Origin of the sequence: Natrinema sp. CBA1119 (genome assembly GCF_002572525.1) — an archaeon.
In the GTDB taxonomy this organism is placed as follows: domain Archaea; phylum Halobacteriota; class Halobacteria; order Halobacteriales; family Natrialbaceae; genus Natrinema.
The window spans coordinates 819,473-831,728 of sequence record NZ_PDBS01000001.1 but is presented as its reverse complement, the minus strand read 5'-3'; the positions used below and the strand labels follow the sequence as shown (position 1 = coordinate 831,728).

The following is a 12,256-nucleotide window of genomic DNA, read 5'->3' as shown; positions in this document are numbered from 1 at the left end:
GAATCGACGGCTGAAGTCAGTCGCCGTTCGAGTCCGAGTCGCTGACCATCTGGATCCGCTCGATGCCGTCCATCTCGCCGACGACCTCGATGACGGCTTCGGGGACGAGCGACTCCCAGTCGCCGCCCGTTATCATTCGCTCGCGGACCTCGGATCCCTCGAGTACGTCGCGGTTGAACATCGGCGACTGGCGGATCTCGATGTCGGCCTCCCGAAAGAGCTGAATGACGAGCGGGTTGTTCGAGTAGGCCACGTCGAAGTCGGGACTCATGCTTTGGACGTGACTCACCCACACCGAGTTCCGTTCCAGATCCTCGATCGGAACGGCGTAGGTCACGATATCGAAGTCGACCAGCGACTTCGTGATCATCATGATCCGCTCGCCGGCGGTAAACGGGTTCCGGACCGTGTGGGAATCGTCGGCGCTCCCGATCCCGAGGACGAGCTCGTCGACGTCGTTCGCGATCTCCTCGACCATGCTCCGGTGGCCGTTGTGAAACGGCTGAAAGCGACCGATGTAAAACCCCCGGGTCATGCCGGACACTGCTCGGGCACGGCGCTTAAGCGTGGCGAGTTTTCGCACGAACCGTCACGGTCCGAGTCGCGGCTGGTTGCGCTGACTACAGCCTACCCGTAACGATCACGATCACTGACTGGTCCCGTAACAGTATATTCCGCGCCAGTTAAAAATGCATTAAATATCCGGTAGCTAACGCTTGATTCGCCCCGTCGACCGCTGTTCCCCCGGTATCAGCGACTGACAGCATCCTCCGCATGGAGAAAGTATATCAGTCGCAATCCCTTCGAATCAGGTACTGAACAGAGTTCTATGAGTAACGATACGAACGTTGACGACCCTCCCGAAGACGCCCCCGACGCTGCTCCCGAGGAGGACCAGCCTGCGGAGCAGCCCGAGCGTCAGGGAGATCAGTCGCCGCTCGAGGAGGACGGCGACCGTCGTCACGACGTCGACGATCCGATCGACGAGTTCGAGTCGTCGTCCGACGAGGAGGAGGGAGACGATATCGAGACCGTCGACGATCTGGGGAGTACGGTCGAGGTCGATCCCGGCGTCGAGGTCGACGAGGAGATCGCCGAGGACGATCTGCTGGGCGGTCTGAAGATCGACTCGACGGAGGACATCGAAGTCCCCGATCGACTCGTCGATCAGGTCATCGGTCAGGACGAAGCACGAGATATAATTATCAAAGCGGCGAAGCAACGCCGCCACGTCATGATGATCGGCTCGCCGGGGACCGGCAAATCGATGCTGGCGAAGGCGATGAGCCAACTGTTGCCCAAGGAGGATCTCCAGGACGTCTTAGTCTACCACAATCCGGACGACGGCAACGAGCCGAAGGTCCGAACCGTCCCTGCGGGGAAGGGCGAACAGATCATCGACGCTCACAAGGAGGAAGCCCGAAAGCGCAACCAGATGCGCTCGATCCTGATGTGGATCATCATCGCGGTCGTCCTCGGTTACGCGATCTTGGCGGGCGGGCAGCTCCTGCTTGGCATCCTCGCAGCGGGGATCATCTGGCTGATCTTCCGCTACACCTCTCGGGGCAGCGACGCGATGGTGCCGAACATGATCGTCAACAACGGCGAGCAGCGCGTCGCCCCCTTCGAGGACGCGACCGGTGCCCACGCCGGCGCGCTGCTGGGCGACGTCCGCCACGACCCGTTCCAGTCCGGCGGCATGGAGACGCCGTCTCACGACCGCGTCGAACCCGGTTCGATCCACAAGTCCAACAAGGGCGTGCTGTTCGTCGACGAGATCAACACGCTCGACATCCGGACTCAGCAGAAGCTGATGACGGCGATCCAGGAAGGCGAGTTCGCGATCACGGGCCAGTCCGAGCGCTCCTCGGGCGCGATGGTCCAGACCGAACCCGTCCCCTGTGACTTCATCATGGTCGCCGCGGGGAACCTCGACGCCATGGAGAATATGCACCCCGCGCTCCGCAACCGGATCAAGGGGTACGGCTACGAGGTCTACATGGACGACACCATCGAGGACACCCCCGAAATGCGGCGCAAATACGCCCGCTTCATCGCCCAGGAGGTCGAACGCGACGGCCGCCTCCCCCACTTCACCGACGAAGCGGTCGAAGAGGTCATCCTCGAGGCGAAACGCCGTTCGGGTCGGAAGAATCACTTAACGCTGCTGTTCCGCAGCCTCGGTGGCCTGGTCCGCGTCGCGGGCGACATCGCCCGCGCCGAGGATCGGGATTTCACCACCCGCGACGACGTCTTGCAGGCCAAAGCCCGCTCGCGCTCGATCGAGCAACAGCTCGCCGACGACTACATCGAGCGCCGCAAGGACTACGAGCTACAGGTCAACGACGGCGGTGTCGAGGGCCGCGTCAACGGCCTCGCCGTCATGGGTGAGGACTCCGGTATCATGCTCCCCGTCATGGCCGAGATCGCGCCCGCGCAGGGCGGCGGTCAGGTGATCGCGACCGGCCAGCTCAAGGAGATGGCCGAGGAGTCGGTCCAAAACGTCTCCGCGATCATCAAGAAGTTCTCCGACGTCGATCTCTCGGAGAAGGACATCCACATCCAGTTCGTCCAGGCCGGGCAACAGGGTGTCGACGGCGACTCTGCCTCCATCACGGTGGCGACCGCCGTCATCAGTGCCCTCGAGAACATCCCAGTCGACCAGTCGGTCGCGATGACCGGCTCGCTGTCCGTGCGCGGCGACGTGTTGCCGGTCGGCGGAGTCACCCACAAGATCGAGGCCGCCGCGAAGGCCGGCTGCACCAAGATCATCATTCCCGAAGCGAACGAGCAGGACGTGATGATCGAAGACGAGTACAAGGAGATGGTCGAGATCATCCCCTGTTCGAACATCAGCGAAGTCCTCGACGTCGCCCTCATGGGCGAACCGAAGAAGGACTCGCTGGTCGACCGGCTGAAGTCGATCACCGGCACTGCGTTCGATCAGGGCACCGTCGGCTCCGCCGGCGGCTCGAACCCGAGCCCACAGTAAATGCCGCAGTGGGCGACGTTCGTCGGCATTACGGGCGTCGTCCTCGTATTATTGCTCGTTTTATCGCATCTCACCCAATCCGCGTTCACCGACGGTGAACCCGACGCCAGCGACGGCCCCGGAGCGTCGGCTGACGGGACGACCACCTCGAGTCACCGACCCCTCGAGTCGTCGTCCGAGTTCGACGGCAACCCGGCGGCGACGGATCGAGATTCGACCCGGAACGCACGGTCCGCCGACGGCCCCGCTACCGCCACTCCACGACCGAACGGAAGCACTGCCGGGGTATCCGACGAGAGTGCTGCTGGCGTGTCCGACGAGAGCGCTGCTGGCGTGTCCGACGAGAGCACCGACGGAATCGAATCCGACGACTCGAGTGCATACCGCGAGGCCACCATCGAGGGAGACGAGCGCCGGCCGACCGAGCGCGGCGTCGATCCGGGCTCGCTGTCGACCGGAATGGTCCTCGCGAACGTCGCCTTCTCCCAGGGGCTGTTCGCGCTCGTCCTGCTCGGTGCGGCGGTCTATACGGCGATTCCGGCGTCGGCGCTGGGTATCGAGTTCTCCCTCGCATACCTCGAGAGGGGGCTGCTCCTGGGAGCGGCCGCCGGAGTCGTCTTTTACCTCGCGAACGAACTCGCCGCGGCGGCCGCGACGCGGTTCGGGTTCGACCACGACGAGGCGCTTCGAGAACTGCTCTCGCCCGACTCGATCGGCGGCTGGCTCATCCTCCTGCTGGGCGTCCTGCCGATCATCGCCGTCTTCGAGGAGTTCCTCTTCCGGGCGGCGCTGATCGGCGTCCCCGCCGCCGGCTTCGGTCTCTCGCCGTGGTTGCTCGCGGTCGGCTCCTCGATCGCGTTCGCGCTCGGCCACGGCATGCAGGGCTCGGTCGGCGTCGTCGTCACCGGCCTTCTCGGATTCGTGCTCGCGGCCGTCTACATCGTCACCGGGAGCCTGCTGGTGGTCGTCGTCGCTCACTACCTGATCAACGCCCTCGAGTTCGTCGTCCACGAGGGGTTCGGCCTCGAGTGGGCCGAGACCCTCGAAAGCTAAGGTCCGAGAGCGAGTCGGGTGGAACATGAACGCGACCGCCGGATCGACGGCTCGGTCTCGAGCGATCGTCGCCCTGATTCTGGGCTACTTCGTCGTCTTGGTCTACGCGACGATCGCGAACGATCCGCTGGCGGCCATCGTCGCGGAACTCGGGTTCGGGGTCATCGCGATCGCCGTCGGGGCGATGCTGTACGAGCAGACCGCGAACCCGCGATCGGCGCTGGCCGCGGCCGCGGCCTGTCTCGTCGCGGGCGGCGTTCTCACGTTCGCTGCCGTCCTCACGAGGGCGGCAGCTATCGACCTGCTTTCGTCGCTCTTCGTCTTTCTCGGGGTCGGCTGCTACGTCTACGCGCTCTGGCGTGCGAACTGAGTGGTATCTTCAGTCGAAGACGGAGGGCATCGATCGACAGTTCTCATGTGAATGGTGCAGCCGATTGTAAGAGGGATCAGATGAAGGAGCGTCCTGCTACCGTGGCAGCAGGGAATCGCCACACCCTCCCCAGCCGATTCGCTCGGTCATACTTCCTTCGCTCATCCCTCGCGCAATACCGTCGGCCACTCTCGCTCGGCTCATGGTTCCCTACGGTCACCGTTCGCTTTCCGAGGTGCTCACTGTGTTTGCACCTCGCGACGCTCGGTCGGCCGACAGCGCGCGCCACCGCACGCCGGTTGGCTGGTCTGGAGTGATACGTTGGTTTCACCCCGATACTGCCCACGTCGTCAGCCGCGAGTCCATCTCGAGCGGTTTTCAAAACTGCTCGAGCCCGGTTTGTTCGGCCGCGGCGAGCGCGTCTTCGCAGGTCGACCACGACTCGCGCGCGAACGGCGGGAGTTCGCGGTGCTCGTCGACGTAGGACGCGAGAAATTCGCGAGTGGTCGAATCGCCGGGATAGCCGCTGCCGATCGGTCCGTACTCGTCGGCGAGGGTCGCGATGTGCGCGTCGCGTTCGACCTTGGCGACGATGCTGGCCGCGCCGACCAGCGGCGACTCGTCGTCGGCACCGTGACGCGCGTCGACGGCAACTCCCTCGAGCGAGCAGGCGTCGGCGACCCGCCGAGCGAAGCGCTCGGCGTCGGTGTCGCAGGCGTCGCAGAGTCCCGAAATCGGATCGTTCGCGTCATCGGCGCGCTCGAGGTCGCCGACCGTCCCCTCGATCGCTTCGGCGTGGGCCGCGACCGCGAGCGAGTTCATGTCCGTCTCGGGGTCGTCGATCCGCGCCGGTGTGATCTCGGCGACGCCGATCGCGATCCGCTCGTCGGCCCGCAGGGCGGCCGCCAGTTTCTCGCGGCGCTCGGGGGAGAGCCGCTTCGAGTCCCTGATGCCGTCGGGGAGGGCGGTGGGCTCCTCCGTGTGGACTGCTGCGGCGAACATCGACCCCAACGCGGGTCCCTTGCCGGCCTCGTCGACGCCGAATGGCATACGCTGCCGATCGGTGGCGGAGCGGAAAATCGTTGTGTTATCGCAGTTTTACGGTGTCGGTTGGCATCGCTCGATAACTGGTCTGCTGATCAACAGGGACTATTTCGAAGCGAGGAAGTGCGGAAGAAACTTTTATACTGGCGTGTAGTATTGTGTCCAATATGGTGGAGATACTTTCCAAAATGTCTGGTAAGCTTGATACCAAGCGAGCGTACGAGACGAATCGCGTCACCTGTGGAAAAAGCGCTGGCACGTACTATGAGTGAATCACAACTGAACTTTTCGCGCCAGAGGCAGAAGGGATACGTACTGGTAGCGGGTGCAGTTTTGCTTTTCATCGGCGGGGCTGCGGTGTTTCGGTACTATGATTTCCCGCCGATCGGTTATTTTGGACTCTTACTCCCAGTTGGAATCCTCTTGTTCTTCGGCTATAGAAACATTTCTGCCGGCCGTAATCGAACGGCGTTACAAGACGAACGATCCGTGGAGTTACACAGAAAGGCCGGCCTCGATTCGTTTTGGATTCTACTGTCGATAGTCTGTCTCAACCTCGTAACTTCCGTCTTTCCAGAAGAGGGACAGAGTCAGATTTATTTAACCGGTGGCATGCTGGCCTATGCACTGACGTTCGGATACTACAGATACGTCAACTAAGGGAATGAAAACGGACCTGAAAGTTTACCGTGCCAAACACGATATCACGCAAGAAGAGCTAGCCAACGAGGTCGGAGTCACCCGCCAAACAATCAACGCGATCGAAACGGGACGCTACAACCCATCGCTTGAGCTTGCATTCGAACTTTCCGATTACTTCGAGTGTGAAATAGAGGACCTGTTCTCGCCCGAGTGAGATCTCGTAGTGTTGTATACGATGTTGCTTCGCCGGGTTTCCGTCATCTTGCTATTGCTGGCGATAGTCAGCCGGTGGCGACGATCGCTATGAACAGGGCGTAGCTCCAGAATAGATTTGCGTGGTCAGCTGTAGACGATGGCCCCCTGATCTGGGACGTTGTCGATACCAAACGAGACAGCAGCCACAGCTACCACCAGCATATCTACACGTTGCTACGAGACACAGGGTGCATTGTAGACCGCTGACACACGCAGTAGCACATCCGGCACACGTTACGCTCACGACGCACAGCTCGGACACGGACCGAATAGAGCGAAACAACCGTCTTCTTGTGTTGATACGTTGTGGTGCTCGTATCGTTCAGCGGGTCCGATATCGTTGTGAAACCGACCGATCGTCTGCTGATCGATTCAGTTGACTGTCTCCGCCGTCTCTTCCTCGTGATCTGCCCGCGGCTCGTCCATGAAGTACTCCTCGAGTTCGAACGGCTCGTCTGCCCCTTCCACGCTGGTCACGTCCAGCGCCGTCACCTCGGCGTCGGTCTCGAGTAAGCCCGCCAGACTCGGCTCGGTTCGGCCGTCGTCGCTGCTGATGAGTTCCTTCACGTAGAGGCCGCCCTCGCCGTGGATCCGGACCTCGGCCTCGGCCGACGATCGCAAGTCGCCGTCGATCCCGTAGACCGTCCGCTCGCGGGTCAGCCCCGCCCGCCGGTGGTCCACTCGCTCCGGCGTGTACTGGTCGACGGTCGTCCCCTCGAGTTCTGCGAGCGCCGTTTCGAAGGCGTCCTCGTCGATCGGCTCCGCGAACTCGACGTCCGCGCGGTAGCGCTTGCTCGCGTCGTGTTCCTTGACGCGCTCGACCATTTCGTGAGTCGCCAGCCGGAGACCGTCGACCTCGACGGAGCCCTCGGCGGCCTCGTTGATCTCGGCCTCGAGCGTCTCGGGATCGGGGTCGCGCACGCGCGGTCGCTTCACCTCGAGGACGAACGGTCGGCCGCCCTCGAGCATGCGGGCGTCGACGTCTTCCCGGCCCGCGCCGTGGAAGGTGCCCTCGTCGCCGTCCATCGCGTCGACGACGTGGGGGCGGACGACCTGTTCGACGCTCGTGTCGTACAGGTAGCCCGAACCGCCGCAGTAGTCACAGGGCTCCTCGCCGTCGTCGCCGAGCTGGATCCCGCTGCCGCCACACTCCCGGCATGGCCACTCCGTCTGGGGAATATCGCGCTCGAGTTTGCGGTAGCGGCCGTAGACGAACGCGGGATTGATCTGGACGTCGACGGCGTGGCTCGTGACGGCCCCCGACTCGAGGGTCTCGCGCGGGTCGAACCCCTCGAGGTCGACGATGGCGAGCACGTCGGGTCGGTCGAAGTCGACCTCGGTTTCGGTCTTCGCGCCGACGCGCCGGCCGACCTCCCGGTTGATCTCGCGCTTCATCGATTCGCCGACGTCGGGCTCGAGGTCGGCGTCCTCTCGGAGCAGTCGTTCGTTCTCTTCGACCAGCGGCGGGATGCGGCTGCCGACCTGATAGGTGGCGAACTCGCACCCCTCGAGGGCGCCGACGATCGCGTCCGCGATGGCGTCGAACGTCCCGCAGTAGCCCTCGCAGACCCAGCAGTCCGCGGGCTCAGTCGGATCGAAGTCCTCGTCGTCGGCCAGCGCGACCGTCGTGCGCAGCGCCCGACCGCGCTCGGCGTTGGTCAGCCCGAAACTCCGTTCGGCGAAGGGCCGTCCGAGACAGGAGTCGCAGACGGGGCCCGTCGCCAGCAACGCGCGGGCGTCTTCCGTGATCATGTCTCGAGAGTGGGGGTGCCGCGGGTAACACGTTTTCCCTTCGCGGGGACGACGCGCTCGATCGGCCGCCGTCGGGGTCACCGCCCCGATCGAACTCCCCGACACGGCCGGAATCGGCCGACCGATGGCCCGGAGGTTCAAATGGGTCGGGTCCAATTCCCGGTCATGGACGACTCCCGACTGGATCGCCGTTCCTTTCTCGCGGCCGCGAGCGCCGGGCTCGCCGGTGTCGCCGCCGGCTGCGTGGAGCCTCGAGCCGACGACTCGATCGAGGGGAACTCCTCGAACGAGATCGATCGAGGAGACCTCGCGGACGGCTCGGCGTTTACGGACCTCTACGATGAGATCATCGGCTCGGTCACGCAGATCCGCGTCTTCGGGCTCCGGGATCCGACCACCGGTACCGAGGGACGCGGGCAGGGATCGGGGTTCGTCTACGACGACCGTCACATCGTCACCAACGACCACGTCATCGGTACCGGCACGGCGGCGGACCTTCAGTACACTAACGGTGATTGGACGGGGACCACGCTCGTCGGTCGCGACTACCACAGCGATCTGGCCGTTCTCGAGGCAGATCACGTCCCGAAGACGGCGTCCCCGCTTCCCCTGACCGAGAAACGGCCCGTCGTCGGGCAGGAGGTGGCCGCGGTCGGCAACCCCTACGGCCTCAACGGCTCGATGTCGTCGGGGATCGTCAGCGGCGTCAACCGGACGCTCGACCTCCCCGAGCGACAGTTCTCCTACCCGAACGTCATCCAGACCGACGCGGCCGTCAACCCCGGCAACAGCGGCGGGCCGCTCGTCGATCTCGACGGGGCGGTCGCGGGGGTCATCAACTCCGGTGGCGGCGACAACATCGGATTCGCCATTTCGGCGGCGCTCACCGAACGCGTCGTGCCGGCGCTCATCGACCCGGGGTCGTACGACCACTCCTACCTGGGGATCGGCCTCCACCCCGTCGACCGACTCGTCGCCGAGGCGAACGATCTCGAGGCGGCGTCCGGGGTCATCGTCACCGGTATCGACGAGGGCTCGGCCACCGACGGCGTCCTCGAGCCGGCCACGGGAGCCGTCGAGCGACGCGGGGAACCGATCCCCGTCGGCGGCGACGTCATCCGCACGTTCGACGGGGAACCGATCCCCGACCGCCACGCGCTGTCGACGTATCTCGCGCTCGAGACCAGTCCTGGCGACGCACTCGACATCGGTCTCCGGCGGAACGGGCGCGCGATCACCAGAACGCTGACGCTCGACGCCCGGCCGTCGGTCTAGGTGGTTAGCCGCCGACTCGAGCCGTCTGACCGGGACGGAACGACACGTTAGGTCGTTCGAAACGAGTTATTATGCCGCCGCTTCGCCCGAGTTTCCGGTTTCGATTCGTCATAGCGATATCGTACACATCAGCGCTCATTTAGTTCTTTATCGACGGATTGAACCGTCTGAATCGGGGCGGAACCGATCGCTATGGACCGAATTGATCCGATTAGCAACGTGATAACAATAATATCCCCTCCGGTAGCACAGTCCGGCGCGAGTATTCGTCGCCCGATAGCCCATGACCGATGCCGACTTCCACACGCCGGACACCGAGGGACCGACCGCCGAGCTCGATCACGTCACCGTCGAAAACGACGGGGCCCCGGACGAGTGCGCGATCTTTCCGTCCGAGGCCAGCGAGGAGGAGCTGATGACCGCCTGGATCTCGGCGTACGACGACTCGTTCGTCGGCCTCGAGTCGATGCGCTAGTTCCGACGATGCACCTACGGCACTCCGTCACCGCCGCCGGTTTCTGGCTCGGCACCCTGTTACCGATCGTCTACGTGCCCGTCATTCTCGCCGGGATCGACTCGATGAGCCGGCTGTCGCTGTTCGTCGCGCTCCTAGCGGTCCACGCGCTCGCCCTCGTCGTCGGCCACGACTACTCGGGATCGCGATCCCGGTGATCGCCGCCCCCGGTCTTCCCCTTCGGTGCTCCCTCGACTATTTCCGTTTACTCTTCCTATGGGAGCCTTCTTTCGGCGGATACCAGTCGCGTTCGCGACCGGTCAGCGCTGCACCGAAAAGTGGTATCTGTCGAACCGTGGTAGATACTAGCATGCAGTCCCGCTGTCCGCTCTGCCGACGGTCCGTTCCCGGCGATGCACAGCACTGGTGCCAGTGTGGTCAGGTGATGGACTCGCGCTGTCACGACGCACACCGCGAGTGGTGTACAGTCAGCAGCGGCGACGCCTGGATCGGCGCGCTCGAGTACTAGTCGAGCGACGCCGACCAGACCTGAACGCGCGGCGTCCCGCAGCTATCGCAGACGATCGCCCTGTTGTCCTTGTATGTCCCCCGCTCGAGCTCGCCGTCCGGACAGTGGTGACAGGACCGTCCCTCGAGCATCGCGAGCAACTGTTGTTGCCCGTTCGACTGCGCCGACTCTGATTTCGCCATGTAGTGACTGGATACCGGTGACGAGGGTAACGGTTGGCCATGCCTATGCAGCGGTGCCATCGCGGTATGCAGTCCCACCGTCGTCGCGTCGAGCCGAAGCATCTATGCCCGCGTCCGGCGAACGCTCGAGGGATGTGGCCCTGGGGACACCTCGCCGTCGCCTATCTGCTCTACACCGTCGTCACGCACTCCCGGCTCGGCCGCCCGCCGCGCGCCGTGCCGGCGATCGCGCTCGCGTTCGGCTCGCAGACGCCGGATCTGATCGATAAGCCCCTCGCGTGGAATTTCGGCATCCTGCCCGGCGGTCGCACCCTCGCACACTCGCTGTTCGTCGTCGCCCTCCTCGTGCCGGTCGTCCTCCTCGTCGCGGATCGCCTCAAGGGCCGCGCGATTGGCGTCGCCTTCCTGATCGGCTACTGTTCGCACCTGCTGGCAGACGTCCCGCCGCGGATCCTCTCGGGGGAGTTCGCACACGCCGCGTACCTCCTCTGGCCGGTGCTCGAGCAGCCCCCCGAGGAACCCGTCGCTGGCATCCTCGACGCGTTCCTCCACTACTACGAGCTGGGGACCTACCAGTGGGTCCAGTTCGGCCTCTTCGCCGTCGCCGTCGTCGCCTGGTACCGCGACGGGATGCCGGGGCTCGAGTGGGCCTTCGACTCGCTCGAGCGGCGGCTCGGGATCGGATCCTGAGCGTCCGCGGGAGCGCCGGCCGACGGCGAATCGTGGCGGCTATCCCGTCGGCCCCCCACGCTCCGGTATGCGCCAGTTCGTGCTCATCGGTCACGACGTTCCCACGGAGCCCGACTTCTCGCTCGACGACCTCGCGGGCGGGGCCGGTCGCCTCGACGCGCTCTGTCGGTCGATCACCGCCGCGTTCGTCACTTCCCACGGCATCCGCGAGGACGTGCGGGTCCACCTGATCGCCCAGGACGAACTCACGATCACCTTCGACGGCGGGACGCTCCAGCGGCTCAACCCCGACGAGCGGAGCACCGCCGCGCTAGTTCGCAAGGCCCTCGAGCACCGCGAGGACGCCATCGGCGCGCTGCCCGCCGAACCCAGTCCGGGGATCGAGGTCTATCGCCGCGGGTTCGAGGGGACGCTCGAGGAAATCGCCGACGACGGCCCGATCGTCCAGTTGCACGAGGACGGCGAGGCGGTGATCGACGTGGGTGCCGAGACGCTGGGGGACGCGATTTTCGTGCTCTCGGATCACCGGGACTTCACCGACGAGGAGGCGGAGTTGCTCGAGGCGTTCGCCGATCAGCGGCTCCGGCTCGGGCCCGAGTTGTTACACGCGGATCAGGCGATCACCGTCGCGCATCACTACCTGGATACGGACGGCTACGAGCGGTTTTGAGGCCGGTTTTGGTGGGAGGTGGCTCGAGAGATCGGGCCTCCTGCTGGCGGTTCGACGCCGGCATTCGGAAGCGTTAAACGACCGGATCCGTTCACTCAGCATGTGCGGGCCGGTGGGGTAGCTTGGTATCCTTCGGCCTTCGGGTGGCCGTAACCGCAGTTCGAATCTGCGCCGGCCCACTTTCTCCCGCATTTCACGACGACGAGCGGAGCGAGGAGTCCGTAATGCGGGAGAAATGGACCCAAGCAGATTCGAATCAGGGAGGAGCTTTGCTCCGACCGTGGTTCGAATCTGCGCCGGCCTCTACTATTCCCACTAAGATTCAAATATGCAAGCCGCAGCGCTCGA

Annotated in this window: 15 protein-coding genes and 1 tRNA gene; 12 read left to right on the top strand and 4 right to left on the bottom strand. The window is 64.4% G+C overall.

The features are described from left to right. Positions 1-16: 16 nt before the first annotated feature. On the bottom strand, positions 17-535 hold the full coding sequence (locus tag CP556_RS04030) for a nicotinamide-nucleotide adenylyltransferase (protein WP_098724454.1): 519 nt from the start codon (positions 533-535) through the stop codon (positions 17-19). 294 nt (positions 536-829) lie between these two features. On the opposite strand from CP556_RS04030, the gene lonB reads away from it, so the two are divergent. Genes lonB through CP556_RS04015 form a run of 3 tightly spaced genes read left to right on the top strand, consistent with a single transcriptional unit; the run spans position 830 to position 4,415 of the window. Then, positions 830-2,992 (top strand): ATP-dependent protease LonB, encoded by a 2,163-nt coding sequence (gene lonB / locus CP556_RS04025; protein WP_098724453.1) that lies wholly within the window; start codon positions 830-832, stop codon positions 2,990-2,992. Then, entirely contained in the window at positions 2,993-4,045 is a 1,053-nt protein-coding gene (locus tag CP556_RS04020; protein ID WP_098724452.1) for a CPBP family intramembrane glutamic endopeptidase, read from the top strand. It abuts the gene before it with no gap. 25 nt (positions 4,046-4,070) lie between these two features. Continuing rightward, a complete protein-coding gene (locus tag CP556_RS04015) occupies positions 4,071-4,415 on the top strand; it encodes a hypothetical protein (protein ID WP_098724451.1) in 345 nt (114 codons plus the stop codon). A 378-nt stretch (positions 4,416-4,793) separates the two neighbouring features. Here the strand turns inward: CP556_RS04015 and rnhB are convergent, their stop codons facing one another. Beyond that, entirely contained in the window at positions 4,794-5,465 is a 672-nt protein-coding gene (gene rnhB, locus CP556_RS04010) for a ribonuclease HII (protein WP_098724450.1), read from the bottom strand. A 258-nt stretch (positions 5,466-5,723) separates the two neighbouring features. Here rnhB and CP556_RS04005 point away from each other — a divergent pair, with 258 nt between their 5' ends. Then, entirely contained in the window at positions 5,724-6,119 is a 396-nt protein-coding gene (locus CP556_RS04005; RefSeq protein WP_098724449.1) for a hypothetical protein, read from the top strand. Positions 6,120-6,123: 4 nt separating this feature from the next. Beyond that, complete coding sequence (locus CP556_RS04000) at positions 6,124-6,315, top strand: helix-turn-helix transcriptional regulator (RefSeq protein ID WP_098724448.1); 192 nt, start codon at positions 6,124-6,126, stop codon at positions 6,313-6,315. A 413-nt stretch (positions 6,316-6,728) separates the two neighbouring features. On the opposite strand, the gene CP556_RS03995 is transcribed toward CP556_RS04000, so the two are convergent. After that, on the bottom strand, positions 6,729-8,108 hold the full coding sequence (locus CP556_RS03995) for a tRNA pseudouridine(54/55) synthase Pus10 (RefSeq protein WP_098724447.1): 1,380 nt from the start codon (positions 8,106-8,108) through the stop codon (positions 6,729-6,731). Positions 8,109-8,273: 165 nt separating this feature from the next. On the opposite strand from CP556_RS03995, the gene CP556_RS03990 reads away from it, so the two are divergent. The 4 genes from CP556_RS03990 to CP556_RS25780 all read left to right on the top strand — a co-directional run bounded on the left by CP556_RS03990 (position 8,274) and on the right by CP556_RS25780 (position 10,366). Next, on the top strand, positions 8,274-9,383 hold the full coding sequence (locus CP556_RS03990) for a S1C family serine protease (RefSeq protein ID WP_098727276.1): 1,110 nt from the start codon (positions 8,274-8,276) through the stop codon (positions 9,381-9,383). Between the two features lie 283 nt (positions 9,384-9,666). Continuing rightward, positions 9,667-9,858, top strand: a complete 192-nt coding sequence (locus CP556_RS03985) for a DUF7511 domain-containing protein (protein WP_098724446.1) — start codon at positions 9,667-9,669, stop codon at positions 9,856-9,858. Positions 9,859-9,866: 8 nt separating this feature from the next. Continuing rightward, the gene (locus CP556_RS03980) at positions 9,867-10,055 is read left to right on the top strand and encodes a DUF8028 family protein (protein ID WP_098724445.1); all 189 of its coding nucleotides are present in this window, start codon (positions 9,867-9,869) and stop codon (positions 10,053-10,055) included. 152 nt (positions 10,056-10,207) lie between these two features. Beyond that, positions 10,208-10,366: a hypothetical protein gene (locus tag CP556_RS25780; RefSeq protein WP_176548115.1), complete on the top strand. Its 159-nt coding sequence runs from the start codon at positions 10,208-10,210 to the stop codon at positions 10,364-10,366. On the opposite strand, the gene CP556_RS03975 is transcribed toward CP556_RS25780, so the two are convergent. Then, entirely contained in the window at positions 10,363-10,548 is a 186-nt protein-coding gene (locus CP556_RS03975) for an HVO_A0556 family zinc finger protein (RefSeq protein ID WP_098724444.1), read from the bottom strand. The two genes, CP556_RS25780 and CP556_RS03975, sit on opposite strands and share 4 nt — an antisense overlap. Before the next feature lie 132 nt (positions 10,549-10,680). On the opposite strand from CP556_RS03975, the gene CP556_RS03970 reads away from it, so the two are divergent. The 3 genes from CP556_RS03970 to CP556_RS03960 all read left to right on the top strand — a co-directional run bounded on the left by CP556_RS03970 (position 10,681) and on the right by CP556_RS03960 (position 12,087). Further along, a complete protein-coding gene (locus CP556_RS03970) occupies positions 10,681-11,238 on the top strand; it encodes a metal-dependent hydrolase (protein ID WP_098724443.1) in 558 nt (185 codons plus the stop codon). Between the two features lie 67 nt (positions 11,239-11,305). After that, a complete protein-coding gene (gene trmY, locus CP556_RS03965) occupies positions 11,306-11,908 on the top strand; it encodes a tRNA (pseudouridine(54)-N(1))-methyltransferase TrmY (RefSeq protein WP_098724442.1) in 603 nt (200 codons plus the stop codon). A 106-nt stretch (positions 11,909-12,014) separates the two neighbouring features. After that, a tRNA-Pro gene (locus CP556_RS03960) sits at positions 12,015-12,087 on the top strand. The last annotated feature ends 169 nt before the right edge of the window (positions 12,088-12,256 follow it).

Excerpts from the sequence above, each read along its gene's own strand:
- CP556_RS04030 (WP_098724454.1), bottom strand. The coding sequence starts at position 535 with ATGACCCGGGGGTTTTACATCGGTCGCTTTCAGCCGTTTCACAACGGC.
- lonB (WP_098724453.1), top strand. The coding sequence starts at position 830 with ATGAGTAACGATACGAACGTTGACGACCCTCCCGAAGACGCCCCCGAC.
- CP556_RS04020 (WP_098724452.1), top strand. The coding sequence starts at position 2,993 with ATGCCGCAGTGGGCGACGTTCGTCGGCATTACGGGCGTCGTCCTCGTA.
- CP556_RS04015 (WP_098724451.1), top strand. The coding sequence starts at position 4,071 with ATGAACGCGACCGCCGGATCGACGGCTCGGTCTCGAGCGATCGTCGCC.
- rnhB (WP_098724450.1), bottom strand. The coding sequence starts at position 5,465 with ATGCCATTCGGCGTCGACGAGGCCGGCAAGGGACCCGCGTTGGGGTCG.
- CP556_RS04005 (WP_098724449.1), top strand. The coding sequence starts at position 5,724 with ATGAGTGAATCACAACTGAACTTTTCGCGCCAGAGGCAGAAGGGATAC.
- CP556_RS04000 (WP_098724448.1), top strand. The coding sequence starts at position 6,124 with ATGAAAACGGACCTGAAAGTTTACCGTGCCAAACACGATATCACGCAA.
- CP556_RS03995 (WP_098724447.1), bottom strand. The coding sequence starts at position 8,108 with ATGATCACGGAAGACGCCCGCGCGTTGCTGGCGACGGGCCCCGTCTGC.
- CP556_RS03990 (WP_098727276.1), top strand. The coding sequence starts at position 8,274 with ATGGACGACTCCCGACTGGATCGCCGTTCCTTTCTCGCGGCCGCGAGC.
- CP556_RS03985 (WP_098724446.1), top strand. The coding sequence starts at position 9,667 with ATGACCGATGCCGACTTCCACACGCCGGACACCGAGGGACCGACCGCC.
- CP556_RS03980 (WP_098724445.1), top strand. The coding sequence starts at position 9,867 with ATGCACCTACGGCACTCCGTCACCGCCGCCGGTTTCTGGCTCGGCACC.
- CP556_RS25780 (WP_176548115.1), top strand. The coding sequence starts at position 10,208 with ATGCAGTCCCGCTGTCCGCTCTGCCGACGGTCCGTTCCCGGCGATGCA.
- CP556_RS03975 (WP_098724444.1), bottom strand. The coding sequence starts at position 10,548 with ATGGCGAAATCAGAGTCGGCGCAGTCGAACGGGCAACAACAGTTGCTC.
- CP556_RS03970 (WP_098724443.1), top strand. The coding sequence starts at position 10,681 with ATGTGGCCCTGGGGACACCTCGCCGTCGCCTATCTGCTCTACACCGTC.
- trmY (WP_098724442.1), top strand. The coding sequence starts at position 11,306 with ATGCGCCAGTTCGTGCTCATCGGTCACGACGTTCCCACGGAGCCCGAC.